This window comes from Erythrobacter sp. JB1-4 (assembly GCF_057365025.1).
In genome coordinates this window covers 1,632,382-1,658,641 of the sequence record NZ_CP200292.1, presented here as the reverse complement: position 1 = coordinate 1,658,641, position 26,260 = coordinate 1,632,382, and the positions used below count along the sequence as shown (strand labels likewise).

The window sequence follows — 26,260 nt, the reverse complement described above, 5'->3', positions numbered from 1 at the left end:
CCCACTTCAATTAAGACCGGGTTGTCGCAGCGCTTGGGAGTTGGCTGTCATCCGCGACGCGGGCGAACCATGCGAAAATAAGGCCAAGCAATGTCAGTCCGGCCACCGCGAAATAGGTCACGCTGTAGCCCCAACCCTCGACCAACCAGCCTGAATTGCCTGCCATTACCCCTCTCGAAAAATTGGGGATGCCCATGAACAGCGCGAATTGGCTTGCCGCGATCACCGGGTTGCATATCCGCATCGCCCACACGATCGCGCTGATTATCAGCGTAATCGAGAGGATATACATAGCTGCCGACAGCACCATAAAGGGCAAATCGCTTTGCCAACTAGGAAGGCTTAGCCCGGCAATCACGGCCAAGAGTGCAATCACTGCAAGCTGGGCCAAGATTGACCAACGCAGGCCAAACAAGCGCTCGAGTACTAGCGGAACGAAAAGACCAAAACCCGCAGCAGCGATGTTCACCATTGCGCCAAAGTTCGAATATTGCTCGCTCGACCAGCCAAGCTGTTGAACGGCGAGCGTCGGATTGACTGCATCGGCAAACGCGAAATAGGCGCCTGCGCATCCAGCGGCGAGCAGGAACATCAACGTGCGAGGTTCGAGGATCGACTTGAAGACGCCCGACAAGATCGGCCACCATGCATCATGCTGGCGATCTTCACATTCGCGCGAGGCCTGGCCTTTGGACCACGGCAGCAGTCGTTCGCCTGGACGCTCTCGGAATACGCTCACGAACAGCGAGGCGAAGGCGACAAGTGCCGTAAGGATCAGGGCGGTCGTCGCTGTTCCACTTGAAGCAAGGGTGTGTCCGGCCAGAACACTGCACAGCGCGATACCAGCGGCCTGGCTTGCGAACATCACACTGTTGATCGCAGTCCGCTCGTTTTCGGGCACGATATCCACCGCCATCCCGTCTACCGCGACATCGTTGAATGTTGCACACAGATTGAGAGCGAAACAGAGCCCTGTAAGAAGCGCGATGTCGCCAACTCCGGGCGCAGCGACCATCATCACAGCCAACGCCATCACCATCAGCGACTGTGACAGCAAAATCCACCCGCGCCTGCGCCCCATTGGCTTATATGCATAACGGTCCATAATCAGACCGTTCAAAAGCTTGGTAGACCACGGCAGGAGAGCCACTCCAACGAATGCTCCCACCTCAAGAGGCGTTGCGCCCGCCTCCGCAAGCCATGCTGGAAGCGCCACTAGCGACAGGCCTACCGGCACGCCTTGCAGGAAATACAGGACAATAATCGCAGCGAACCGCGCGAGGCGGTTCTCGCTAAGCGCAGGAAGTCTAGCCGGGTTTGAGTACGTGCTAGAAGCGATTGCCTGTTGCATAGGTCAAGCCCTCTTTGTTGGTGATGTGTCCACCGAAGCGAGATTTGGATCGGCGGGGGCCTCGTGGGTGGACCAACTGTCGATGGTAAGAAGCCATTGGCCCGCCGGATTGCGGCGATAGATACAGGTGCCTTTGCCCACTTCACCAACTTGAGAGCTGTCTGCACGCGACCTGTAGCAGGCGGTGTAGGTATAGCGGCTCACTGCGATATCACCTGAATGCTCCAAGGCCTGTTCGGTCTTGTGCCAGGACGCCTCAAACTGCGTGAAAAAGCCGTTGGCCCAATTTTGGATGGCGGCTTTACCGATCAAATCGGGTTCACCGGGCAATTGGAAAACGACATCGTCGCTCATCAACGCGAGAATTTGATCAATGTCGTTTGAATTGATCGCGGCGACATAGCTTTCATGCAGATCATTTAACGACACGGCGGTCGTAGTGCTGTTCATGATCGGTCTTTCCTCATGCGCGCGTTGGGATCAGGCAAAACTCTCCCGGAGCTTGCCGAGCGGTCGCTCGCAAGACTCGAAAAAATCTGCGTTTTCCTGTGCTTTGTGGTGGGATCTGAATGCCAACGAATGGGCCGAATGGTCAATCCGCCCGACCGTCAATAAATCGTCAAAACGTGCGTGATCAGGCGGTTCGGGGGTCCGACGGAATTAGATCGGGCCAACCAAAGCGTTCCCACGCCTCGACCATACCAATGCGTTCGGCAAAGCTCATGAAGTCAGGGTGGCGGATTGTGCGATTGATCGGGTCGATGTCGATCCAAAGGCTCATCAGGCCAACCATATTGGAGGGGTGGATGCATTCAGAATACACCTTCATGACCAGCTCGCTATGCCCCATCCAGATCGCTGGCCACGCAATCGAGCTGTCGTATGGGTCCGGCATCGCGGCGTGAAGACCATCGATGACCTGACAGTAAACGGCCCGGGCATCTTCCTTGCCGCTGTACAATCCGTGCGCAGCCATCTGGAAGTACGCATCGCGCGCGGCGTCATCAACGGGGGGCATGCCCGGGGGGCGCATGATCGTTGTGCCAAGATGGGTTCGAATTTCGTAGTGGGAATTTACCGCCGCTTCAAAATCGCCCTGCGCCATTTGCGCCAAGGGAAGCCACATTGCCGGTGCGCCAAGGCTTGCCATGCGCTCGGCAGCGATGACCGCGTTATCGTATTCCCCCAGAGCAAGCCATGCCGAGGCCAGCATCGCGTAGTTGCGCGCGTAGACCGGATCGCGATCCACTGCGGCTTCAATGTAAGGAAGCGCTTCTTTTGCTTTACCAAGATAAAGCAAGCAGGACCCAAGCCGCGAACACACATCTGCAGCGTTCGGATCTAGCGCATAGGCTTCAAACGCCATTTCCAGAGCCGTGGCTGGCTTGAACTGTGTCCATTCATGGATCCCAAGGATCGAAAAAGCGTGGCCCTCATTGGGGGCGAGCATAAGCGCACGTTTGGCGCATTTTGCGGCCATTGCCGACTGTTCGATCCGATCAAGGCTGGGCGTGGCGGCGGCAGTCATTATGTGTGCATCAGCAAGCGCGGTCCAGCATTCGGCAAATTCGGGGTCGATCTCCAACGCCCGCTCGTAGAGCTCGATGCCCTTCGCGCAAGTGTCGGCTCCGCCAATACGTTGGATCATCGCGCGTCCCTGGAGATAAAGCGCATACGCTTCGCGGTCGGGGGTCATCTTGCGAGAAGGCGCAGGCGAAGCGCTTAGACCCAAGGCGCTGCATATCGCAGCAATCACATTAGCGCCGATCACTTTACGCCCATCAAAGAATTGCTCGATCGAACCGTTAACGCGGTCAGACCACATTTCTGTTCCCGTTTGGCCCTCGATAAGGGCGATACGGACCTCAATATCCTCCTCATTGCGCCGCACCTCGCCTTCGATGAGGTGAGACACGCCTAGCGTGGAAGCCATATCGGTCAGCGTCCCACCCTTTTCAGCAACCACGGCCACCGACGTCCGGCCGGCAAGCGCAACACCGTTTACACCGGCAAGCCGCGTTGAGAACTCATCGACGACAGCATCGGCGAGAAAGAAATCGCCGCCAACGGTATCATCCTGCGCAAAAGGCAAGAGAGCCAGCGTGACCTCAGGCTTGCGCTGGTGAAATGTCCAGTAGGATGGATACCGGGCTCTTGCCGCTTCTACGAGGCGTTCTGCGTCCTCCTTGCTGGCGGAACGAATGGCCTCTGAGAGTTCCAAACGCAGGCTCGCATCGACATGATCGCGGCGCTTGGTAAGCCATTCGTCAAAGGCAGGATTGAGCGATGCTCCTTGAAGCAAAGGGCGGTTGCCAATAGCCAAGAGCTGGCTCAGGAGCTTACCGGTTTCGCCTGCAGAAAGCGCGGCTTCGAGCGCGCCTAAGTCTGAGTAAAAACTATCGGGTTTCAGCGCGACTTTCGAGCGTGAAATTACCAGCGCATTTATGGCTAGCGCATCAAGCTTGTTCTTCAGCTCAAGCAGACATTGTCGAAGACTGGCCTTGGCTTGCGGAACAAATCGATCCGCCCACAATAGCCGCGCCAGCGCTTCACGGTCCATCGAATGCCCCGGCTCAATGCAAAGGATTGCGAGCAGCAGGATCGCGCGGCGGTTTCTTAGCGCAATGACGCTGCCATCGGGCGCTTCAATCCGAAACTCTCCAAAGGTCGTGGTCTTGATTGAGTTGAGCGCTTCGATCCGCGTTTGATGCAACGAAAATTCCCCCTCGTTAGACTACATCCAAACCAAGACTATGCAATCTTGCGATGCACTGGCTTTGCACGTCACAAGCGGGGGGTGATACCGTCACGGAGCCGCTTTCTGGCCTCAGCAGCTCTTCACGCACTTCTGCAATCAAGACATCTGGCTATGACCCAAGCCCCATCTCCCTTCGCGCGTCCCTAACAACGATCTAAACGATCCGTTTCCCAAAGTTTGCAAACGCGCGCTGGCGCAGGAACTTGCGTGGGCACACACAACAAAATTTCCCTCGCAAAAGCTTTTCTAGTTTCGCTTTAGGCCCCCCAAGGCCTAGCTGCCCATGCATGACATCGCTTACGCATCTTCAACGGCTTGAGGCCGAAAGCATCCATATTTTCCGCGAGGTTGTGGCCGAGGCTGAAAACCCCGTCATGCTCTATTCGGTGGGCAAGGATTCAAGCGTAATGCTGCACCTGGCGCGCAAGGCGTTCCATCCCTCACCCCCGCCCTTTCCCATGCTGCATGTGGCATCCGGGTGGGACTTTCAGGCGCTGCTCGACCACCGTGATAAGACGGTCAAGGAGTATGGGCTCGAGCTGATCGTGGCCGAAAATGAGGACGCCGAGGCACAAGGCATCAACCCGTTCGACACTGGGAGCGCGCTCTATTCTCAGGCACAGCTGACCGAGCCTTTGAAGCGCGCTTTAACCAGCCATGGCTTTGATGCAGCCTTTGGCGGAGGCAGGCGCGATGAGGAGAAAGCACGCGCGAAAGAGCGCGTTTTTTCCTTCCGCACCGCCAGCCACCGCTGGGACCCCAAAAACCAGCGGCCAGAGCTGTGGAACCTCTACAATGCTAAGAAAAACAAGGGAGAGAGCATCCGCGTCTTCCCCATCTCCAATTGGACCGAGCTTGATATTTGGCAGTATATTGCGCTGGAAAAGATCGACATTGTGCCGCTCTATTTCTCTGCGCCGCGCCCCACGGTTGAGCGCGATGGGATGACCCTTGTGGTCGACGATGATCGTTTTCGCTTGGAGCCGGGTGAAGAACCGGTGGAGCGCTCTGTGCGCTTCCGCACGCTGGGTTGCTATCCGCTAACCGGGGCGACGCATAGCGATGCAACCGATATGAACCACATCATTCAAGAAATGCTACTCGCAACTGGGTCCGAGCGGCAGGGGCGCGCCATCGACAAGGGGCAATCGGCGAGCATGGAAGATAAGAAGCAAGAGGGGTATTTCTGATGACCAGCGAACCCTCTTTCCAATCTGATGCTCTCATCGCCGAAGACATCGACGCCTATCTCGACCAGCATCAGCACAAGAGCCTTTTGCGCTTCATCACCTGCGGCAGTGTGGATGATGGCAAATCAACCTTGATCGGGCGGCTGCTCTACGATTCCAAGATGATTTTTGAAGACCAACTTGCGAGCCTCCAAGCCGACAGCGCAAAGCACGGTACGCAGGGCGAAGAGATCGACTTTGCCCTTCTCGTGGACGGCTTAGCCGCTGAGCGCGAACAGGGCATCACCATCGATGTCGCTTATCGCTTTTTCACGACAGAGAAGCGCAAATTCATCGTCGCCGATACGCCAGGGCACGAGCAATACACCCGCAATATGGTCACCGGTGCCTCGACCGCTGACCTTGCGGTGATCCTGATTGATGCGCGCAAAGGTGTGCTGCAACAAACGCGGCGGCATTCCTTCCTTGTGCACCTTCTAGGCATCAAACACGTGGTGCTGGCGGTTAATAAAATGGACCTCGTTGGCTATGCCCAAGAGACCTTCGATGCGATCGTTGGCGATTACACCACCTTTGCGAAGGAGGTCGGGATTGAGACGTTCACCCCGATCCCCATCTCTGGGTTTAAGGGCGACAACATCACCGGCGCACCGTCGGCCAACACCTCTTGGTATCAAGGCCCTGCCCTGATCGATCATTTGGAGAGCGTCGAGCTTTCGAGCACCACCGCGCAAGAGGCGTCGATGCGCATGCCGGTCCAATGGGTGAACCGACCGAACCTCGATTTTCGCGGGTTTGCGGGTCAAATCGCAAGCGGCACAGTGAAGCCTGGTGACAAGGTGCGGGTTGTGCCTTCGGGCAAAACCAGCACAGTCAAAAGCATAGCCACTTTTGACGGCGACTTGGAAGAGGCTGTTGCCGGTCAATCGGTCACTCTTACCCTTGAAGATGAGGTCGATTGCTCACGCGGTGATGTGATCGCCGCCGCCGACAATCCGCCAGAGGCCTCGGACCAGTTTTGCGCAAAGCTCGTCTGGCTTGATGAGACGGCGCTCAAGCCGGGTCGAGGGTATTGGCTCAAATTGGGCTCACAAACAGTGACCGCGACGGTCCAAAGCCCCAAGTTTGAAATCGATGTGAACTCGCTGGATCATCTCGCCGCAAAGACGCTCAGCCTCAATGCGATCGGCGAGGTGGAGCTTACCACCGACAAGCCCATCGTGTTTGAGCCTTATCAGACGTCGCGCGCGCTTGGCGGATTCATTTTGATCGACAAGTTCACCAATGCGACCGTTGGTGCAGGGATGCTCGATTTCTCGCTTCGCCGTGCGCAAAACGTGCATTGGCAGGCGACTACGATCACCCGCGACGATCACGCAGGTCTAAAGAACCAGCGCCCACGCGTCCTGTGGTTCACAGGGCTTTCTGGATCAGGCAAAAGCACAATCGCCAATGAGGTCGAGAAGCAGCTTGCCCTCATGAACCGGCACACCTTCTTGCTTGATGGGGACAACGTACGCCACGGTCTCAACAAGGACTTGGGCTTCACCGAAACCGACCGGATTGAGAACATCCGCCGTATTGGCGAAGTCGCGCGGCTCATGGCCGATGCGGGGCTCATCGTGCTCACAGCCTTTATCTCGCCGTTCCGGGCCGAGCGGCAAATGGTGCGAGAGATGCTGCCTGAGGGTGAGTTCATCGAGATTTTCGTCGATACTCCGCTTGATGTGGCAGAGGCGCGCGATGTCAAAGGCCTCTATAAAAAGGCGCGCAGCGGGGAGCTTAAGAACTTCACCGGGATCGATAGCCCCTACGAAGCGCCCGAGGCAGCGGAAATCCGCGTAAACACCGTGGATATGAGCGTAGAAGAGGCTGCCCAGCATATCATTGCGCAGATATTGCCGCTGAAATAGGCGTAGTGAAATGAGCCCGCTGAAATGAAACTGACTGAAATGAACGATGCGCAGCTTGCTGTGCACCTTGCTGAAATCGCTGGACGTATCCTCCTTGAGGTCCGCGCGAGCGGGGTTTTCAGCGGCAAGGCGCTTGGCAAAGCGGGTGATGAAACTGCAAATGCATTCTTGTGCAACGCTCTTCGCGCCGCGCGTCCAGATGACGGTCTTCTTTCCGAAGAGGAAAAGGACAATGAGGCGCGGCTAGAAAAGTCGCGGGTTTGGATTGTCGACCCCGTCGATGGCACGCGCGAATATGGCGAAGAGCGCAGCGATTGGGCAGTGCATGTGGGGCTGTCCATTGACGGGATTGCTACGGCCGGTGCGGTGGCCTTGCCGGGTCTTGAGGGCGGACTTGTCCTTAGCAGCGACAATCCGCAGACGCTCAAACCGGTGCCCGCAAAGCCGCGCTTCCTCGTCAGCCGCTCGCGTCCCGCCAAGGAGGCGGTAAGTGTCGCTAAGACCATGAGCGGCGAACTTGTCGGCATGGGCAGTGCCGGCGCCAAAGCCATGGCGGTCGTTCGCGGTGAGGCAGAGGTGTACCTTCACTCAGGTGGCCAATACGAATGGGATAACTGTGCACCGGTAGCTGTGGCCAAAGCGCACGGTCTTCACTGTTCGCGTATTGATGGATCACCCATGCTCTACAACAATGCGGACACTTACCTTCCAGACCTGCTCATATGCCGCCCGGAATATGCGGATGAAGTCCTAGGGCTCGTCGCTGGCATTTGATCCAGCAGCATTGTCATTCTCATTGTCTGCATCTGGAAAAGTTCCCCATTCCTCATCGATGCTAAGCTCCACCCGCCGGTTGGCCGCGCGCCCTTTCTCATCGGGAGAGCCATCTGGCAAGGCGTTGGGCTGCACGGGGTTTTGCTCTCCGAACACAATTACATCGATCCGGCGCGGGTCTGCGCCTACAGCGATCAGCCACTCGGCGACAGCCAATCCGCGCTCTTGCGATGCACGTTCGTTCGCCGTGTCACCTCCAGCGCTATCGCTATGAGCTCTCAAGACAATCGCCGCCGGGCTGGCAAATTGCTCTGACGCTACAACCTTCTCAAGAGCTGCAATAGCGTCAGCATCAAGTTCGCTCCCTCCGTCCGGAAAGCCAATGGTCGCAGTCAAAGCCTCGCTGGTTGCCTCATCCTCTTCCTCGGTCTCCGCCTCAACGTCAGGACGAAGAATTGAGACAGGCTCTGCTTCCTGTGACGGGGTTGCTGCCGGTTCCTCGGGAGGTCCCTGTTCTTGGTCCGCCGGTTTACAACTTGCAAGCAACATGGCCGAAATGGCGGTGATGCCGAAAAGGGCAAAAGGATATCTTGGGCTCATCAGCTGGCCTTCTCATGCATCTTTGCTTCAAGAATTGTTGGCGGGGCGTAGGAGATCACTGTGTCGCCGGGGCGCGGATCGGGCCGCACGGCGTGCGTAAAGAAACGCAAAGTCCCACTTTCGCGGATGATTAGGAGGAGGCTTGCATCCTCGGGCAGCTTCCCTTGTGCATCTTCAAAGCCAAACTCGTCAGAAAGCTTGGTCTTCTTAAAAACCCAGCCCTCTTTTGTGCGATCATTGACTTCATCGACGCCAAAGCCATCGTCAAACAGAGCGCGCCCGCGAATGCTTTCGGGTAAAGCCGTGCGGCTTTCTTTGTCCGCATTCTCGCCGAGTTGATAGACCATATCGCGGCCAATCTCGTGAGCAAACTCATTGCAGACAAGCGCGTTATACGCCTCGTTCTCAGTGGCTGCGACGAGCACCTGAAACGGGGTCAGGTCAAGATTATGCTCTGTCGCTTCATTGAGGATCTCACCATGGTAATGCGGCAAACCTTCGAGGCGCGCTCGGCCAAGCCTTTGCCAGCTTGGATCAACTATACACACCGGTGTGCCCACGGCTTTGAGCTCTTTTGCTAGGGCAATTGTCCACGGTGTCGAGCCCACAATCAAAAGACCGGGCCGCGTATCTCCTTTGACTTTGAGTAGCCGCGCGGCGAGATCGATACTGAAACCATGGGCGATAACCGTCGCCACAACCACGGCAAAGCTCATGCCGATAAGGATCTGCCCCCCGCCGATACCCAGCTCTCCGAGGCGCAGGGCAAACAGGCCCGAAATCGCGACAAGCACAATCCCGCGCGGTGCAATCCATGCGACAAACAGACGCTCATTCCAGGGAATATCGGAGCCAAGAAGGCTGATCAGGACGGTGATCGGCCGCACAATGAACAGCAGCGCCAAGAGGAATGCCCATGGCCGCCAGCTCGATTGGAGATAGGTGAGCTCTTCCCATTTAAGCGATGAGGCAAGTAAGATGAAAATGCCGGATACAAGGATGACTGCGATGTTTTCCTTGAACGGATGGATCGAACGCATGCTCGCCACATCCCTGTTGGCAAGGGTGACGCCCATGACGGTCACCGCGACAAGGCCCGCTTCATGCTCTATCTGATTGGTGAGGACGAAGACAGCGATGACGGCGATGAAAAGCAGCGGTGCCTTCAGATATTCCGGGACTGCGCCTCGCGGAAACAGCCACGCAATGAAACGTGCAGCTGCATAACCGACAAGACCTGCAAGGACAGCGGCGATGACCAAGGGGGGCGCAACGTCAAAAACGCTCGCGCCGGGAAATTCATTGGTCCTGCGAAAATACTCATATGCCACCACGGCGCACAGTGCCCCGGTTGGATCGTTAACGATCCCTTCCCATTTGAGGATGGAATTTGGCCGGGTCTGAATATTGGCTTGGCGCAAAAGCGGGATCACAACCGTTGGACCCGTCACAATCAAAATACCGCCGAAAAGGACAGCAACCGGCCACACAAGTCCAGCGATGTAATATCCTGCTAGTGCGCCGAGCGTCCAGCCAACCGCAACCCCCACGGTGGCAAGTCGCCATACAGCTTTACCAGAGTGCTTTAACTCGCGAAGATCGAGGCTAAGCCCTCCTTCAAAGAGAATAAGCGCGACCCCAATGCTAATCATCGGATCAAGCAGGTCGCCAAAGGCTGCTTCGGGATCCACCAGCCCAGTGATGGGCCCCGCAATAAAGCCCGCGGCAAGCATAAGTACGATGGCCGGCCAACCCGTGCGCCATGCCGCCCACTGTGCACCAATACCCAGCGCGCCCACAGCTGCAATTGTTATGGCTTGGCTTTCAAGAGAGATCGTTTGGTCCTTTTTCGCTATCACTCATGGAAGGCGCATTAGTCGCCCTCGAACTTCATCAAAGCGCTGACGTCAACGCCGCCCTCGCGCAATCGGTCTGCACCGCCAAGGTCTGGTAGGTCGATAACGAAGAGAGCATGATCGACTTTGGCCCCCGCACGACGCAACAATTCAGCGCTTGCGATGGCAGTGCCGCCAGTGGCGATGAGGTCGTCCACGATGACCACGTTCTCACCTTCCCCTACAGCGTTTGGATCAATTTCGAGCCGGTCAGTGCCGTATTCCAGGGCATAGTCGATACCGATCGTCTCAATCGGAAGCTTGCCGGGTTTGCGGATAGGGACAAAGCCGATGCCAAGCTCAACCGCGACCGCCGCTCCGAAGATAAAGCCTCGTGCTTCCATTCCAGCGATTTTTTGCGCGTCCCTCGCCTTGGCCAATTGCGCCAAGTGATGAACGCTAGATCGCAAGCCTGCGCCATCGCCGATGAGCGTGGTGATATCCCGGAACTGAATGCCCGCTTGCGGAAAATCGGGAACAGTGCGCACAAGCGCCCTGAGCGCGGCGGTTGTCATTGGTTTAGTAAGGGGCGAAGTCACAGTTGTCTCCTCACAGGAGAGGGGAAAAGAAAAATGCCCCGCCATCCCAGAATGAATGACGGGGCATCTTAAAAGTCAAATTCCGCCGTGATCAAACGAGATCAGAAGAACCCTTCTCGGACTTCTTGGTGGCCCAGATCGTCTTGTAAGACATGAAGCCAAGGAAAGTCGCAAAGAGGAGGAAGCCGATCACAAACCAACCAGTTTGCTTACGCTTGATCAATGACGGCTCACCAGCCCATGTCAAAAACGCGGTGATGTCTTGCGCCATCTGCTCTTCTGTCGCCTCGGTACCATCTGAATATGTGATGAGACCATCGATAAGCTGTGGCGGCATCGCGATGTTGATGTTGTAGAAGTACTCGTTGAAGTACAGGCCAGCGGGTGTTTCAAACTCGGGGGACTTCGCAACATCTTCTGGATCTGGCTCATTGTAGCCCTGCATCAAGGAATAGACGTAATGCACACCGTCGTTACGCGCCTTGGTGATAAGCGAGAGATCAGGCGGAAGCGCGTTGTTGTTGAACGCGCGCGCTTGCACTTCGTTTTCGTATGGTGACGGGAATTGATCGGTCGGAAGACCGGGGCGCTTGATCACCGAGCCATCTTTTGGATCGATGCCAGGCACCTGCCATTCCGCAGCTTCAGCGCGAACTTCAGCTTCGGTGTAACCCAATTCTTGAAGGTTGCGGAAGGCAACGAACTTCAGGCTGTGACACGAGGAGCAGACCTGTTTGTAGACCTGATAGCCACGTTGCAGCTGTTGGTAATCCCACGTGCCCATCGGCCCGTCGAATGAAAACCCACCCTCAGGCGCAATGTTGGCCTCTTGGAATGCGTAATAGTCCGGCTTTGCAGGGGACGCGTAGTTGATGGCTCCAGGAAGAAGCGACCACAGGATTAGAACGCCTGTGATGCCTAGACCGAAGAGGATGCCTCCAAGACGAATGGTCATGACCTAACTCTTTCTCGTTATCGGGTCAGTGGGACGGTTAAAACTGCTGGTTCACTCTGCCGGTTCGGGCGTCGCACCAGCGAGTGGAGCAGAAGGAGTGCCGGACTTGGACGATCCTTTACCTTTGCCCAATACCGCTTCGGTGATCGAGAATGGCAACGCCTTGGGCACTTCGATCTGGCTGACGATCGGCAAGATCACCAGGAAGTGCAGGAAGTACCAAGCTGTCGCGATTTGCGAGAGCACAATGAAGGGCTCTTCTGCTTTTGCACCGCCAAGATAGAACAGCGCAGCCATATCGACAACGAAGATCCAGAAGAAGATGCGGAACAGCGGACGATATGAGCCGGAGCGAACCGGGCTTTTGTCCAGCCACGGCAGGAAGAACCAAAGCAGGATCGACCCAAACATCGCAATCACGCCGAGCAGTTTCGCCTCGATCAACACAATGCCGGTAAACGGAATGGTGAGATCGCCGGTGAAAGCACGAAGGATCGCATAGAAGGGGTAGAAGTACCACTCAGGCACAATCAAGGCCGGTGTCGACAGTGGGTTTGCCTCAATCCAGTTTTCAGCGTGACCCAGCGCGTTCGGCGCAAAGAACACGACGAATGCGAAGAGCGAGAGAACCAGCCCCAAGAACCAGCCGTCTTTGGCGGTGTAATATGGGTGGAATGGAACCGTGTCGCTTTCTTTCTTCACTTCAACGCCGGTTGGGTTTGACGAACCTGGAATGTGAAGCGCCCAAATGTGCAAAATCACTGCGCCAAGGATCACAAATGGCATCAAAAAGTGGAGCGAGAAGAAGCGGTTCAGCGTCGAATTGTTCGGCGCATAACCACCAACCAGCCATACCTGGAGCGGCTCACCAATGAATGGGATCGCGCCAAACAGGCCGGTGATCACTTTCGCACCCCAGAAGCTCATCTGGCCCCAAGGAAGCACGTAGCCCATGAACGCGGTTGCCATCATGAGAAGGAAGATTACCACGCCCAAAAGCCAGATCATCTCACGCGGGGCTTTATAAGAGGAATAATAAAAACCACGGAAGATATGGAGATAAATGACCATGAAGAAGAAGCTTGCGCCATTGGCGTGGGCATACTTCATGAGCCAGCCATAGTTCACATTGCGCATAATGTGCTCAATCTGACCAAAGGCAACCTCGGTGTTAGCCGAATAGTGCATCGCCAGAATGATACCGGTGATGATCTGGAACATGAGGAAGAAGCCAGCGAGAACGCCGAAGTTCCACATGTAATTAAGGTTACGCGGGACCGGATAGCCTGCACCAACAGCATTATAGACCAGCCGAGGAAGCGGAAGCTTCTGGTCGATCCATTTGGTGAAGTCGTTTTTCGGTTCGTAAGAGTTTGCCCAGGCGAAGCTCATAATGCTCTCTTGCTCTTCTCAGCTGTTAAACGGTTTGCTGAATGAAAATACGATAGGTCAGCCGACGCGGATGACGGATTCTGATGCAAATGCGAATTCTGGCACCGCGAGATTGGTTGGCGCAGGGCCCTTGCGGATCCGACCAGCGGCGTCATAGTGTGAGCCGTGGCACGGACAAAAATACCCGTTGAACTCACCTTTATCTTCACCCTCACCGGCACCAAGCGGCACACAGCCAAGGTGAGTGCAGACGCCAAGCTGGACGAGGTATTCTTCATTGCCCTCACCCAAACGCTCTTCCAATGTTTGGACATCTCGCAATGACGCAGCATCAACCGCTTTCATCTCGGAGACTTCTTCAGCGGTCATACGCTTTACAAACAGAGGCTGATCACGAAACACGCCTTTGATCGACTGACCCGGCTCAAGCGACGACACATCTACATCGGTTGTCGATGCCGCCAGAACGTCAGCGGTCGGTGCCATCTGGCTTACCAAAGGAAACAGAACGGACGCGCCTCCGACACCAGCGGTGCTCACGGCAGCGATATGAATCCAATCGCGACGACGAACGCCGTTCTCGGCGCCTTTTCCAGTGTTCGCATTGTCTGCAGTCGTAGCCATTACTCTAAACCCTGCTCTTACAGCCGCAGAAGGGAGGAGCCCATCGCGGCGATCAAAATTAATCTCACTGACTGCGCGAGGCCCGCGCAAGCTATCCCAGTTTACGTGACATCCTAACGCATGGATTGAACTTCAGTTCCACGCGCAAGTTGCACGACACGGCGCCCCTATAATCAGATTATGGATAATGCCAATGGTGTTTTAGACACGATTGGTTCTATCGCGCGCAATCTCAAAGGTTTTCGTGAGGTGTGCCCACCGCAATTGCACTTAGCTGACGCCCGTAATCCGGCGATCCTTCATGGGTCGCGCGCCTGTAGGAATAGTATGTCCCCCGCATGGCGTAGGTGTCATGGCCGAGCGCGGTGCTCTGCGAGATTCCGACCCTTTCCAGCCTTCCAAGGATGTATCCCGGCAAATCAAAAAGCCAGCGATTCTGCACCATCACGCATGCCCGCGGCCTTGAAGTGTGCATTGTCCTCGCTTGAGAAATTTGCGCAAAAGCCCTGATCCACCTCGTAGCTTGCTTGTGCGATCGTTGGGCCCAAGACGGCAACAATGCCATCGCGCGAAGCTCCCAGTGCCTCCATAGCCTCAACCGTATTCTCTAAAACACCGGCATGGCTCCCACGCCAACCCGCATGAGCTGCGCCCACCACCCCAGCGTTCCGATCAGCAAAAAGGACAGGGCCGCAATCAGCGGTCACGATGCCGATCACGATGTCCCGGCGATCGGTGACCAGAGCATCTGCAACCGGTCGGTCCCATTCATGGTCCGGCCATTTCCTAGACGCCCCGTTGCTGATCGTGATGACTTCAGGCGAATGCACCTGACGCGGCGTTTGAAGCGGAGCGCCTTGCAAAATTGCACTCGCCGCTGCGTTGCGCAGCGCTCTGATATGTTCAGGGTCGCCCGGCCCTCCATAGCCAAACTGATGTGTATCGTGCGCCGAACCGAAAAACCCATGAGGGATGCCCTCTAACAGGGGTGATCGCTCGATCGAGAAGGGCGCGTCACCCATCAAGGCTTCTACTGACTTGCTCAAAGGTATCACGCGACAGATTGTCCTGCGCTGCGATCCTCTCCAGCTCAGCTTTCATAAGCGCCGCACGACCCGGTTCAATCCTGCGCCACCGCCCCAACGCCGGGACAAAGCGCGCAGCTGTCTGCGGGTTGATCGGATCAAGCGCGATGATGCAATCGGCGATCATCCGATAGCCTGTTCCATCCGCACAGTGGAATGCGTTGGGATTGCCGGCAAGCGCCATATAGAGCGAGCGGACCCGGTTAGGGTTGGACATGGTGAAATCAGGGTGCTTAGCCAACTGCCTGACATGATCGAGCACATCGGGGTGCAGCGACAGCGCCTGAAGCGTGAACCATTTGTCGATCACAAGGTCATTGCCAGCAAACCTGTCGTAAAACGATGCTAGCCGCTCTTCACGCTCTGGTGCTTCCAAACCTGTCAGGGTCATAAGCGCGCTTTGGCGGTCAGTCATATTGTCTGCGCTGTCAAATTGCTTTGCGGCAAGCTTAGCTGCTTTGTCAGCGTCGCAAGCAGCGAGGTATCCTAGCACTGAGGATTTGACCTTGCGTGCACCGACCCCGTCTGCGTCAGCGAAGGGGACTTTCGCGCAGCGCTCATATGTGGATAGCAATGTGTCGGTATGAGCGCTGCCAATCGCTGCCTTCATCGCTTCGCGCGCCTCATGGATTGCTCCTGGATCAGCCTTCCGCTCTCCCTTGGCCATGGCCTCAAAGAGATAGCTCTCCGCGGGAAGCATCATCAGCTCACCGCGCATGGCATCATCCAGGCTCGGATCGGTGATTACCGCGCCCATGGCAATAACAATGGCCTCACGCCCCGCCGCGATTGCGTCAACATCCACCTCGCCGCTCGCCTCAGCAATAAGAGCATCCACCGCAAGCTCCTGCATCGCTTCGAAGCGCGCAAACGGATCGTCATCCTTGGCCGCAAGGAAAAGAAGAGCATCGCGATCAAGCGAACGCTCAATGATAACTGGCGCGGTGTATCCTCGATTGATCGACACAACAGGTTTGGAGCCAACAAGTGGCAATTGGAAAGTGTCTTCTTCTTTTGTGAGGACAATCGTCTGCTCGGTCCCCATTGCGCCGCTTTCGCGATCATGCACCGCAACCCGCAATGGGATCGGCATCGGTTTCTTGCCCGTTTGGCCGGGCGTATCGGGCACGGTTTGCTTGAGCGTTAAAGCCAGCTCTTCCCCCACGACCGCCTCGCTCACCTCAATGCGAGGGGTGCCAGCTTGGCTATACCACAGGCGGAATTGAGTAAGGTCGAGCCCTGCACCATCCTCAATCGCACGCACGAAGTCTTCGCACGTCGCCGCCTCGCCATCGTGGCGCTCGAAGTAAAGATCAGTGCCTTGGCGGAAAGCCTCCACCCCCGCCATCGAGCGCATCATGCGGATAACTTCGGCGCCTTTATTGTAGACAGTGGCGGTATAGAAATTCGAGATTTCGCGGTAGCTGTCCGGGCGGATTGGGTGGGCCAAGGGTCCTGCATCCTCGGGGAATTGCGCCGCACGCAGGATGCGCACATCCTCGATCCGCTTAACCGCTTCGCCGCGCATATCCTGACTGAAAAGCTGGTCGCGAAGGACGGTAAAGCCTTCTTTCAATGACAGCTGAAACCAGTCTTGGCAGGTGATGCGGTTACCGGACCAATTGTGGAAGTATTCGTGTGCGATCACACCTTCCACACCGTCAAAATCGGCATCGGTAGCTGTGTCAGCATCGGCCAGCACATATTTCGTGTTGAAGACGTTGAGCCCTTTGTTCTCCATCGCCCCCATGTTGAAATCGGAGACAGCAACGATGTTGTAGAGATCAAGATCATATTCGCGCCCGAACACCTCCTCGTCCCATTTCATTGAGTTATGGAGCGAGGCAAGCGCATGGTCGGTACGATCAATATCCTCAGCCCTCACCCAGATATTGCACTCTACCTCACGGCCGGACATCGTGGTGAAGGGCCCGCTTTTGGCGACGAGATCCCCTGCCACCAAAGCGAACAGATAAGAGGGTTTGGGCCAAGGGTCGAACCACTCGGCATAGTGGCGGCCATCGGGAAGATCGCCGGTTTGCTCTTTATTGCCGTTGCAAAGGAGGATCGGGAATGCCGTCTTGTCGCCCTCCATTCGTACCCGGTAGGTTGAAAGAACGTCTGGGCGATCAGGAAAGAAGGTGATCCGACGAAAGCCCTCGGCTTCGCATTGGGTGCAAAGCATGCCGTTCGAGGCATACAGGCCCATGAGCGTTGTATTTGTATCAGGTGCAATCTCGGTTGTGATCACCACCTCATGGTCTTCGCCTTGAAGGGGCAATAGGAGGTCTGGTCCCTCCATCGTCCAATCGTTTGACTGCGCGCCATCGACCATCACTGTTTTCGCGACTAGCCCATCACCGTTCAAGCGCAGCATCTGACTTGCGTCCGCTTTGGCGTTGCGCCTTACCTTAAGCGTTGCGGTGACAGTGGTCTTTTCGGCACCAAGGTCAAAATGCAAAGTTGTTTCCGGCAAGATCCATGGAAACGGCGTGTAGTCTTCCCTTAAAATCAGCGGAGGCTGTGAAGGAGTGGGCGGTGCATCGTTAGCGGTGATCGAGTCGTGAGCAATATCCATAAGCGCAAATTTAGGTTGATTTGCGCCGCCGTCCAGCGGCAGAGCATCTTACATGTCGCATTTGTTGATCTTTGGCCTTGGTTATACCGCAAAACGCATCGCTGCTTCGCTGGAAGCGATAGGCTGGACGGTTGAGGCGACGGGGAGCGCTGGCTCGGTCGATTTCGCGGATGCCACCGCCGTTGATGCCGCTCTGAAGCGCGCCAGTCATGTCCTTTCCTCCGTCCCACCAGATCGCACATCTGACGAAGATCCAGTGCTCACCTCGTATGGCGACAAGCTCAATGGCCGCGCGCTCTACTACCTTTCGTCTTCCGGAGTATACGGTGACCAGCAGGGCGCCTGGGTCGATGAGGCAACACCCACGATCGCCCAAACCGGCGAAGGCCGCCGCAATGCGCGGGCTGAGGCGGACGCTCAATGGCTCAAAATGGGTGCGCGGGTGTTTCGCCTCCCCGGCATTTATGGACCAGGTCGCAGCGCACTCGACCGGGTACGCGATGGCCGCGCCCGGCGGATAGATTTGCCGGGCCAAGTCTTCAGCCGCTGTCATGTGGACGATATTGCAAGCGGCGTTGTGGCAGCAATGACGAGCAACGCTGCGCCGGGGGCTTATAACCTGGGTGACAACTTACCGATCAGTGGGAATGCGGTGACTGAGCACGCTTGCACGCTTCTAGGGGAAGAACCGCCCAAAATGGAAAGCCTAGAAGAAGCGAAGCTTTCACCCATGGCGCGCGGTTTCTATGGCGAAAACCGCAGGGTCTCCAACGGCAAAGCCAAGCGCGTGCTCGGCTGGTGTCCGCAATATCCCACTTACGTCGAGGGGCTCAGCGCTATCCTTGAGGGGCCTGTCTAAACGCAATCAAGCGGTGCAAATCGCTCAGCAACAAGGTCGCTCTGCAATAAGGCGATTCCAATCGATCCGATATCGAAGCGCCCCATTCACATGATCGCCAAAATGATTGGTTGGCCTCGTGAAGCGGGTCGATCTATCAAATAGCCCGCAGGACCGACGATCCAATTCGTCCACGAATGAAGGCCCTATGACCTCGCAGCGGTCCAATCGCCCCTTAGCCGAAACACTCAAAACAACACTCACCCTGGCGCGTGGTGGGACCACAAGCCCTTCGATCATATCGGCCGTGGGTGTAATCTGATCGCGCAGCTCGGGCCCTGTGTTCGCATCCGGCATCTGGAAACTTATCTTTTCCCTGTCCCATCGAACTCGCAACGGAAACTGACGCAGCCGCGGCCATTGGGGGACGCTCGCCATCGCGTCACAGGTCACAGCATCATAGTCTGAAACCCCGCTCGGCACTGCAACGCGGCAGTCGCTCACATGCCCTTGTTCATCGGTTGAAAACAAGATGTCGACATTGGCCTTGCGCTTTCTCCTACGATCACGCTTTACGAACTGCGACCCATCAGGAGCGGTTAGGACAGCCGAGCGGTATGACCTTGGATAAAAGTATTGCCTTGGCCAACCATCAACGCTTGGAACCCAACTAGACCTTGGAGGAGGCGCGGGCGGCGCTATAGCCTCGCTTTTATAAGTAAACCTCACCGCGACTGCACTTGTCGAGGCGACCGGGCGACCGCCTTCGTCAAGAGCATGATGAAAAGACCTAGTCCTCTCCACGAGAGAACAGGCGAGCCGGCTGATGTTGATGGGCAAGTCTTGATCGCGGACATATCGACCATCGACCCTCCCGCTCAGCGAACCGCCGGTGCAACCTTTGAATAATCCTGCTTCATCCAGATCAACATTCACAAAGGCGGTGATCTTGGAGGTGGACAGATCCACCAGAAGCGCCTCTTCAATTCCATCGGTTGGAATTTCGCCGTTTGCCCGTTTCACAAAAGGCTTGCGCAAGAGAAGGCCGCCGTCAGCCGAAACGCCGGGAGAGCGCCAATTTGCGCCATAGATTTCGATCTCTGGCTCAATCTTGGGTTTCTTTTCCGAGAACTCTTGAGCTTTGCTTTCCCCAGGAGTGATCGCAAGCGCACCGCACAAACAAATGCTGAGAAGATGGCTCGATTTCATAGGACCCATTACCCTTGTTTTGACCGAAGGGCGATCACCATACCCAACACGGCCAAAGCCATTCCACCGATAGTAAGCGCGGTCCACTCATAACCCTCAAACACAGTTGAGATGACCATTGCGACCGAGATCGTCAGGATCGCATTATAGGCCGTCTTGCCTGCGCCGATTTCTCTCACAAGATTGTAGTGCAGCGGGAAGGTTATGACCGACCCGATAAACGCAAGATAGACAATGCCACCCCAATAAGCGGGTTCGGTTGGCACGGGCGGGGGGCCTGCGGTGAAAAAGGCAAAGCCAAGGTCAAATATCGTGCCATAAAGCATCGCCCAAGCAAGCAGGCTCACCATCGGCACTGCACGCCCCGTTGGATTGGCTTGGATCACATTAGCAATAGAGGCCGAGAGAATACCAAGCATCGCGAGCACAATCCCAAGACCAACATTGCCCCCGATCACGCCAGCATCAGGGTTCGCGTTCCACTCATGAAACAGCAGGAACGAGACACCAATGATCGCAACGAGGCTGCCGACCATGAACCCTATAGGTGTACGCTCGCCAAGGACGATGCGTGCAAGGCCCGCGTTGGGCACCATCATAAGGCCAAACATAAGCGCGACGATGCCAGACGTCACATAAAGCTCTGCGTGGTAAACGAACAGGAAATTGCCGCTGAATTGGAAGAGGCCCACGAGCACCGCGAGACCATGCTCAGGCCGTGTAAGCCCAAGCCTGCGCTTCATAAGAAAAGCGACGAGAAACAGCGCGGGCGTTGCCAAGGCAAAACGGTAAAAGACCGACCAAGCCGCTGGCACACCGTCAATTTGGCCGGTGATCACAAACCAAGTCGAACCCCAAATCGAGCCGGTAAGCACGAAAGGTATGATGACCCTTGGAGAGAGCATCGAGGGGGTTTGAGAACTCATACAAGACGCCTCACAAAGCGGCGATGGCTTGGCCAAGCGCCTGCGCGTGATCCTCTCGGGTATCCCAAGCCGTCACAAAGCGCGCCGCGTCATCACCCCAATCGTAGAAAGCAAAATTCTGCGCCCTCAAGGCTTCGCGTTCATCGGGGGAAAGCTGCACGAATAGCTCATTTGCCTCAACAGCATGCATCAACCGCTCGCCGCAACCGCTTGCGACTTCTCTTGCTGCTGCGTTCGCATGGCGCGCATTGGTGAGCCACAGATCGTCTTTGAGCATGGCAAGGATTTGTGCAGCCAAATAGCGGCCCTTGCACTGGAGGTGGCCTGCACGTTTGCGGCGGTATTTGACCAAGTCGGCTTGCTCCGGATCGAACAACACCACGGCCTCGGCGCTCATGGCTCCGTTTTTGATGAACCCAAAAGCGAGGCTGTCGACCCCATGTGCCGCATCCGCTGCCGATCCGCCCAAAAACGCCGCCGCGTTGGCAAAGCGTGCACCGTCCATGTGAAAGCCAAGCGCGCGAGCGCGTGCAAACTCACTCAAAGCGGCAAGCTCATCGCGTGAATACGAGCAACCGTATTCGCTCGCCTGCGTTATCGCGATTGCGTGAGGCTGAACCTGATGGACATCATCACGAATGGGATCAATGAGCGCGGCAATATCATCCGGGGTAAGCTTTGCGCTCGTCCCTTCGCACAGCATGAGCTTGGCCCCGTGGAGATAGAACCCCGGCGCCCCGCCTTCATCGACCTCAATATGCGCCTCTTCATGGCACACCACGCCGCCATGGGGCTGAACCATCGTGGCCAGCGCAAGGCAATTCGCCGACGTGCCTGTCGCAGTCCAAAGCCCGGCGCATGTCCGCCCGAATAACTCGCTAAAGCGTTCATCCAGCTGCGCCGAAAGCGCGTCGCCATCGTAAGGGTTATCGGCGCGATCTGCGGCGCGCATCGCCTCCCACACCTTGGGGTGGACGGGGGCGGCATTGTCGGACAGGAAGGGCATGGTCTCGCTCATGCGCCATGCGTCTAATCGCATCAGCGCACTTGTCTAGCATTGAGGTCAAGAAGAAGTCCGCGAAGGAGTTACGCTTGCACACCATCACCATCACACATGAGCCTTTCGGTGGATCGCCCACCGGGGGCGGTAAGTATATCGCTGCGGTCGCTGGTGAAAGCGCGACAGGTCATCTTGAGTGGGAGCCCGGCCGTAACAACGTGCGGATCGCCACCCACACAATTGTGCCTAAGGAAATCGGCGGGCGAGGGGTTGCCGCAGCCTTAGTGGAAGCGTTGATTTCAGATGCGCGCGAACACGGCTTCAAAGTGGATGCGCAGTGCTGGTACGTCGCCAAAAAGTTCGATGAGAACCCCGAATGGGCAGATTTGCGCGCTTAAGCGCTTTCAAGCTGAGAGAAATCAGTCGCGGCGATCGTCTCCATAACCCTGGCACGAACCTCGCGCGCACGCTCTAAAGGCACGCCGGGAATTGCAAATGTTCCTCCAGCCTGCCCCAAATGCAGCGTTGCATAGCCGCGCCACCTCGCGATGGGCCCTTGCGAAATCTCGACCGAGTGCAGCTTTAGCCTGGTCGCGATTTGACTTCGCGGAGAGAGCACACCGCGCGCTGAGACTATCTGGGATTGGTCCAGTGTGTGGCGCTGATATCGCCATGCCAGAACATTGAGCAGCGCCGAAACCCCTGCCAGAACCACTAGAACTCCGACCACTAGATAAGTCCATTCAGGCGAATAAATGCTCGCAGCAATACCGGCGATAGCCGCTGGAATAAGGAAGAACACGGCATCGCGAAGTGCACTGTCGAGAAGAAACTTCTCACTAGCCCTTCGCCAATCAGAGGTCTCGTCAGGCAGATCGAAACCCGCTGTTTTGGCAATAGGCGCAATCTCATGAAGCTTCGCAAAGGGTGCGACCACATGGCTTGATGCGCCCATATCTTGCGCAAGGCTCACAAAGCTAAGCGAGTGCCAACCAAAGCGGTAGCGTACAAGACCGGTGCCAATCTTGACGCCCTGCACCCGGTGGATGGGCATCACAACATCTGTTTTGGTGAGCAGGCCCCGGCGGCGGCGAAATCCCCTTGCGGTTCGTTCCAGCAAAAATCCCCATTCGCGCATGAAAACACGGACCATGCCCGTCAGCGAGCCAACTATGAACAGGCCTATCAGGCTAGCAAGAACGCCGAGGATTTGCGCAGTGCGGTCAAAGGCTGAGAGGTCGGGTGCATAATCATCAATCAATCCACGCCAGACATCGACCTCCCAAAAATCGAAATCGAGGAGGCTATCGACATATTGAAACAGACCAGCAAGCACGGCAAAAACAGCCAGCGAAAACTCGAAGAGGCCAAAGGTAAACAAGCGCCCGGTTCCCATGGAGAAGAGCGGCTGAGCGTCGTCTGATGCGGGGTTTTCGGCAATCGCTTCTGGATCGGCAACCGCTGCTTGTCCATCGCGCCGTTCGCGAACCAACTGACGAAGTTCTTCGCCACTTTCTTCGGTGAGATACGACAGGCTAAGATCTTCTCCTCCGCCAGCGCCTGTTTCAAATTTGACCGCAACAAGGCCGAACAACCGTGGGAGCAGCTTTTGTTCGAGGCTGACATCCTGAATGCGCTCATAGGGAACCGACCGGGCAGAACGGCTGAGCACACCGCTTTCCACGCGAATGTCAGAAGTGCCGATTGTATATGTCAGACGCCTCCAGTTGATGTAGGCGAACAGCGTCCCGATAGCGACGATTGCCGCGCCCACAGGAAGGGCGATTAAAAGCCCCGTGCCACCTGTACCAAAGGTGATGGCAATGGTGGGCAGGATCGCGTTTTGCGCACTTGCAAGCAGGCCAACCATGACCGTTTTGGGATCGGTGTTGCGGGGTTCAGTCGAGGGTTGGCGTTCTTCGCTCACATGCTCTCGCGCTTGATATGTTCGCGAATTTCCTCGCGCATTTGAACGGCAAGTGCGTGGCCCAAACCAGGCAAGCTGACCGATGCATTGTGGCTCCCTGCGGTGTGCAAGGTCATGGTCGCAATATCGAGGGCGCGCTCGACCGGGCCCTGATCCACATCGATGTGCTGAATGCGGCCAAAAGGCACAATAGTATCAGAACGCCACATAATCCCGCGCACCACCCGCAATCGGTCACGGCTGATCTGGTAGCCGCGTGCATTATAGCGGGCGAGCGGGATACGTATGATGATGAACAAAGCGATCAGCGTGGCGGCCCCGGTAACGATCCCGAAGGGTATTGGCACCTCTTCTGATTGCATCGCCCCATCGACGGCCAAACCGGCGATCAAGATTATAAACCCGACAAATACAGCCCCAATACGCATGAGGAGCTTGTAGTTTGGATGAAGTTTTGTGAGCTCAGCCTCGTCATCCACATCGCTGAATATGGATGGCGCCACCTCGGCTTCAGCCTCGGGCGATGTTTCCATGGGCCGCGGAGCATATTGTGCATCGACGGGATAAGGAGCCGACGTCGCAGGGACTGGATCAGGCTGAGATAATGACGCCCCGCGCTGTAACGCGCCGCGTTTCACAGGCTCCCAAGGTTTAGAGCCGCTTTTGTGGCCAAAAATCTGACGCGCGGACCCGGGGCCGGAAGCAGGTGTGCCCTCCCCTGTCTCGCTTTTACCAGACTGATCCTGCTGATCCCGATCACTCATGCCATGACTTTTGCGAATAGGATGCCCTTTGCGCAAGCATATTCTTGCATCTATCTTCTCGGTACATCCATTGAATTGCGCGCGATCACCATGCGATGGACCTCTGAAGGCCCATCATAAATCCGCATATTGCGCACGCGGCCGGCAAGGATATGAAGCGGCATTTCTTTTGTTACACCCATCCCGCCAAGGCACTGCATGGCATTGTCGATGACTTCCTGCGCCATCTCACTGCAATACACTTTGATCATGGAAATTTCTGAGCGCACATCGCGCCCTTCATCCAGTTTCCATGCACAATCATAAGCCATAAGCTTGGCTGCGTGAATCTTCATCTTGGCATCGGCCACCCACCATTGCACCGCTTGGCGAGAAGATAGAGGTTGACCAAAGGTCACCCGCTGGGGCGCATGTTCGGTCATAATGGAAAGCGCGCGTTCGGCTGCGCCAATACACCACGCAGCCATCTGCATGCGGCGCGTGCCAAGACGCAGCTGCATCGGCGCAAAACCTTCGCCTTCACTGCCCAAAAGCTTCCAATCCTCGACCTCGCAATCTTCCAGCGCGATTTCATAGGTGTATTCGCCGCCAAGCATGGGCACTTGCTTGACCACATTGAAACCGGGCGCATCGCGGTCAACGAGGAAGCACGACATCCCCCCTGAACCTTTGGCTTCAGGATCAGTGCGCGCAAGCAGGATGGTAAAATCCGCCTCTTTCGCAGACGTAATCCAGATCTTGCGCCCGTTGATGATCCACTTGTCGCCCTGCCGCACCGCCTTGGTGCTCATTCCCGATGGGTCAGCGCCTGCTCCCGGTTCTGAAATGCCGATGGCTGACAAAGTGCCATGCTCGACGTGGGGTTCAAGATACTCTTTGCGTTGCCTCTCATCGACATAGCCTGCGAGCATCTTCAGGTTCGGGCTGTCGGGCGGCAAATTATACTTGGCCACCGTGCTTCCCATCGCCACATTGACGCCAACAAGTGCAACATGCGGCAGGCCCATTCCGCCCACATCTTCTGGCGCGTCGAGCGCCCACAGGCCCATGTCTTTGGAAACCTTGTCAAGGTGCGCCTTCTCCTCCGGCGTCAAATAGCCACCCTGGCCAGAGGCATCGCGCTCCAGCACGCCTGCTTCTAATGGCATCAACTCAGATCGCACAAACCTTTGCACAAGGTCCTCAAGCATCTGATACTCTTCTGGGAGTTCGAAATTAATGGCGGCACCTCTAAGTTTGATCTTTTGCCGCTAGCTATCGACACAAAGCCGTTCTGCAAAGCCTGCAAATCAAGGTACGGCAGGTTCCCACAACTGGATGGGGTTGCCTTCAGGATCGTTAAGCGAGGCAAACCGCCCGTTGGGATAGGTCTCTGGATCTAGCTTCACCTCAACCCCGTCAGCGCGCAGCTGCTTGGCAAAGCCATCAAGATCAGCAACCCGAAGGTTCAGCATCCATTGCTTACCCGGATTACCCATGTCCTGCGATGCTGCTGGAAAAGGCGCAAAAATGGTTGGCCCTTCCTTTTGCACCCATGGCTCATCATCATAACTGGTGGGCACAGGGTTGATGCCAAGGTGTTTTTCATACCAAGCCGCAAGCGCAGCGGGATCTTGTGAACGGACAAACAGACCGCCAATGCCCAGAACTTTCTGCCGCATATCGGTATCATCCCCATCGTGATCGTGTGCAAAGACTGAGGGCGCGCCCCCCCGAACGTCAAAAGTAAACAGGCCAACATTTTCAAAATGCGCATAACAATGTCCCTCCCCCGTGAGGATTGGGCATACCATAGCGGACATCGGAGGGAAATGGCGCTGCTGGAGAGAATTGAGCTCTCGGCCTCAGCCCTTCAAAATCGCGACTGTCTACTATGCCGCTGAGGATATTTGCGAATGACACAAGCGGCTGGAAGAGGCCCGGGCTATAGTCAGCCGACATG

Annotated in this window: 22 protein-coding genes and 1 pseudogene; 5 read left to right on the top strand and 18 right to left on the bottom strand. The window is 56.4% G+C overall.

Going from position 1 to position 26,260, the window contains the following annotated elements; genetic code table 11:
- Positions 1-10 precede the first annotated feature (10 nt).
- The 3 genes from AC0V61_RS07670 to AC0V61_RS07660 all read right to left on the bottom strand — a co-directional run bounded on the left by AC0V61_RS07670 (position 11) and on the right by AC0V61_RS07660 (position 4,064).
- Positions 11-1,351 (bottom strand): MFS transporter, encoded by a 1,341-nt coding sequence (locus AC0V61_RS07670; protein WP_486156662.1) that lies wholly within the window; start codon positions 1,349-1,351, stop codon positions 11-13.
- A 3-nt stretch (positions 1,352-1,354) separates the two neighbouring features.
- Entirely contained in the window at positions 1,355-1,801 is a 447-nt protein-coding gene (locus AC0V61_RS07665; protein WP_486156661.1) for a YybH family protein, read from the bottom strand.
- Between the two features lie 184 nt (positions 1,802-1,985).
- Positions 1,986-4,064 carry a hypothetical protein gene (locus AC0V61_RS07660; RefSeq protein WP_486156660.1) on the bottom strand — a complete coding sequence of 693 codons (2,079 nt, stop codon included), beginning with the start codon at positions 4,062-4,064 and terminating at the stop codon, positions 1,986-1,988.
- A 332-nt stretch (positions 4,065-4,396) separates the two neighbouring features.
- Here AC0V61_RS07660 and cysD point away from each other — a divergent pair, with 332 nt between their 5' ends.
- From cysD to AC0V61_RS07645, 3 genes are read left to right on the top strand one after another with little or no spacing between them, the layout of a single operon-like run.
- Positions 4,397-5,299 carry a sulfate adenylyltransferase subunit CysD gene (gene cysD / locus AC0V61_RS07655; RefSeq protein WP_486156659.1) on the top strand — a complete coding sequence of 301 codons (903 nt, stop codon included), beginning with the start codon at positions 4,397-4,399 and terminating at the stop codon, positions 5,297-5,299.
- Complete coding sequence (gene cysN / locus AC0V61_RS07650) at positions 5,299-7,212, top strand: sulfate adenylyltransferase subunit CysN (RefSeq protein ID WP_486156658.1); 1,914 nt, start codon at positions 5,299-5,301, stop codon at positions 7,210-7,212. Before cysD ends, cysN begins: the two co-directional genes overlap by 1 nt.
- Before the next feature lie 24 nt (positions 7,213-7,236).
- On the top strand, positions 7,237-7,986 hold the full coding sequence (locus tag AC0V61_RS07645) for a 3'(2'),5'-bisphosphate nucleotidase CysQ (protein ID WP_486156657.1): 750 nt from the start codon (positions 7,237-7,239) through the stop codon (positions 7,984-7,986).
- Here the strand turns inward: AC0V61_RS07645 and AC0V61_RS07640 are convergent.
- The 8 genes and pseudogenes from AC0V61_RS07640 to pepN form a co-directional block, all read right to left on the bottom strand.
- The gene (locus AC0V61_RS07640; RefSeq protein ID WP_486156656.1) at positions 7,963-8,586 is read right to left on the bottom strand and encodes an OmpA family protein; all 624 of its coding nucleotides are present in this window, start codon (positions 8,584-8,586) and stop codon (positions 7,963-7,965) included. The genes AC0V61_RS07645 and AC0V61_RS07640 overlap by 24 nt on opposite strands.
- Positions 8,586-10,445 carry a cation:proton antiporter gene (locus AC0V61_RS07635; protein ID WP_486156655.1) on the bottom strand — a complete coding sequence of 620 codons (1,860 nt, stop codon included), beginning with the start codon at positions 10,443-10,445 and terminating at the stop codon, positions 8,586-8,588. The genes AC0V61_RS07640 and AC0V61_RS07635 overlap by 1 nt, the downstream gene beginning before the upstream one ends.
- 14 nt (positions 10,446-10,459) lie before the next feature.
- Positions 10,460-10,996: an adenine phosphoribosyltransferase gene (locus AC0V61_RS07630; RefSeq protein WP_486159491.1), complete on the bottom strand. Its 537-nt coding sequence runs from the start codon at positions 10,994-10,996 to the stop codon at positions 10,460-10,462.
- Between the two features lie 115 nt (positions 10,997-11,111).
- Positions 11,112-11,975, bottom strand: a complete 864-nt coding sequence (locus tag AC0V61_RS07625) for a cytochrome c1 (RefSeq protein ID WP_486156654.1) — start codon at positions 11,973-11,975, stop codon at positions 11,112-11,114.
- Positions 11,976-12,026: 51 nt separating this feature from the next.
- A complete protein-coding gene (locus tag AC0V61_RS07620) occupies positions 12,027-13,367 on the bottom strand; it encodes a cytochrome b (RefSeq protein WP_486156653.1) in 1,341 nt (446 codons plus the stop codon).
- A gap of 57 nt (positions 13,368-13,424) precedes the next feature.
- Complete coding sequence (gene petA, locus AC0V61_RS07615) at positions 13,425-13,991, bottom strand: ubiquinol-cytochrome c reductase iron-sulfur subunit (RefSeq protein WP_486156652.1); 567 nt, start codon at positions 13,989-13,991, stop codon at positions 13,425-13,427.
- Between the two features lie 232 nt (positions 13,992-14,223).
- Positions 14,224-15,013 (bottom strand): annotated as a pseudogene (locus tag AC0V61_RS07610) (purine nucleoside phosphorylase YfiH/LACC1 family protein).
- Positions 15,006-17,654, bottom strand: a complete 2,649-nt coding sequence (pepN, locus tag AC0V61_RS07605; protein ID WP_486156651.1) for an aminopeptidase N — start codon at positions 17,652-17,654, stop codon at positions 15,006-15,008. The pseudogene AC0V61_RS07610 and the gene pepN overlap by 8 nt, the downstream one beginning before the upstream one ends.
- A gap of 52 nt (positions 17,655-17,706) precedes the next feature.
- Between pepN and AC0V61_RS07600 the strand changes: the two genes are divergently transcribed.
- Positions 17,707-18,513: an NAD-dependent epimerase/dehydratase family protein gene (locus tag AC0V61_RS07600; protein ID WP_486156650.1), complete on the top strand. Its 807-nt coding sequence runs from the start codon at positions 17,707-17,709 to the stop codon at positions 18,511-18,513.
- A gap of 24 nt (positions 18,514-18,537) precedes the next feature.
- On the opposite strand, the gene AC0V61_RS07595 is transcribed toward AC0V61_RS07600, so the two are convergent.
- The 3 genes from AC0V61_RS07595 to AC0V61_RS07585 are packed head-to-tail and all read right to left on the bottom strand — an operon-like array spanning position 18,538 to position 21,645.
- Positions 18,538-19,701: an energy transducer TonB family protein gene (locus AC0V61_RS07595; RefSeq protein WP_486156649.1), complete on the bottom strand. Its 1,164-nt coding sequence runs from the start codon at positions 19,699-19,701 to the stop codon at positions 18,538-18,540.
- Positions 19,702-19,709: 8 nt separating this feature from the next.
- Complete coding sequence (locus AC0V61_RS07590; RefSeq protein ID WP_486156648.1) at positions 19,710-20,627, bottom strand: DMT family transporter; 918 nt, start codon at positions 20,625-20,627, stop codon at positions 19,710-19,712.
- A 10-nt stretch (positions 20,628-20,637) separates the two neighbouring features.
- Positions 20,638-21,645 (bottom strand): threonine aldolase family protein, encoded by a 1,008-nt coding sequence (locus AC0V61_RS07585; protein ID WP_486156647.1) that lies wholly within the window; start codon positions 21,643-21,645, stop codon positions 20,638-20,640.
- 74 nt (positions 21,646-21,719) lie between these two features.
- Between AC0V61_RS07585 and AC0V61_RS07580 the strand changes: the two genes are divergently transcribed.
- Complete coding sequence (locus AC0V61_RS07580; protein WP_486156646.1) at positions 21,720-22,025, top strand: GNAT family N-acetyltransferase; 306 nt, start codon at positions 21,720-21,722, stop codon at positions 22,023-22,025.
- Here the strand turns inward: AC0V61_RS07580 and AC0V61_RS07575 are convergent.
- The 4 genes from AC0V61_RS07575 to AC0V61_RS07560 all read right to left on the bottom strand — a co-directional run bounded on the left by AC0V61_RS07575 (position 22,022) and on the right by AC0V61_RS07560 (position 25,979).
- Positions 22,022-23,554 carry a PH domain-containing protein gene (locus AC0V61_RS07575; protein WP_486156645.1) on the bottom strand — a complete coding sequence of 511 codons (1,533 nt, stop codon included), beginning with the start codon at positions 23,552-23,554 and terminating at the stop codon, positions 22,022-22,024. The genes AC0V61_RS07580 and AC0V61_RS07575 overlap by 4 nt on opposite strands.
- The gene (locus AC0V61_RS07570; RefSeq protein ID WP_486156644.1) at positions 23,551-24,318 is read right to left on the bottom strand and encodes a PH domain-containing protein; all 768 of its coding nucleotides are present in this window, start codon (positions 24,316-24,318) and stop codon (positions 23,551-23,553) included. The genes AC0V61_RS07575 and AC0V61_RS07570 overlap by 4 nt, the downstream gene beginning before the upstream one ends.
- A 50-nt stretch (positions 24,319-24,368) precedes the next feature.
- On the bottom strand, positions 24,369-25,508 hold the full coding sequence (locus AC0V61_RS07565; protein ID WP_486156643.1) for an acyl-CoA dehydrogenase family protein: 1,140 nt from the start codon (positions 25,506-25,508) through the stop codon (positions 24,369-24,371).
- A 99-nt stretch (positions 25,509-25,607) separates the two neighbouring features.
- On the bottom strand, positions 25,608-25,979 hold the full coding sequence (locus tag AC0V61_RS07560) for a VOC family protein (protein WP_486156642.1): 372 nt from the start codon (positions 25,977-25,979) through the stop codon (positions 25,608-25,610).
- Positions 25,980-26,260: the final 281 nt, after the last annotated feature.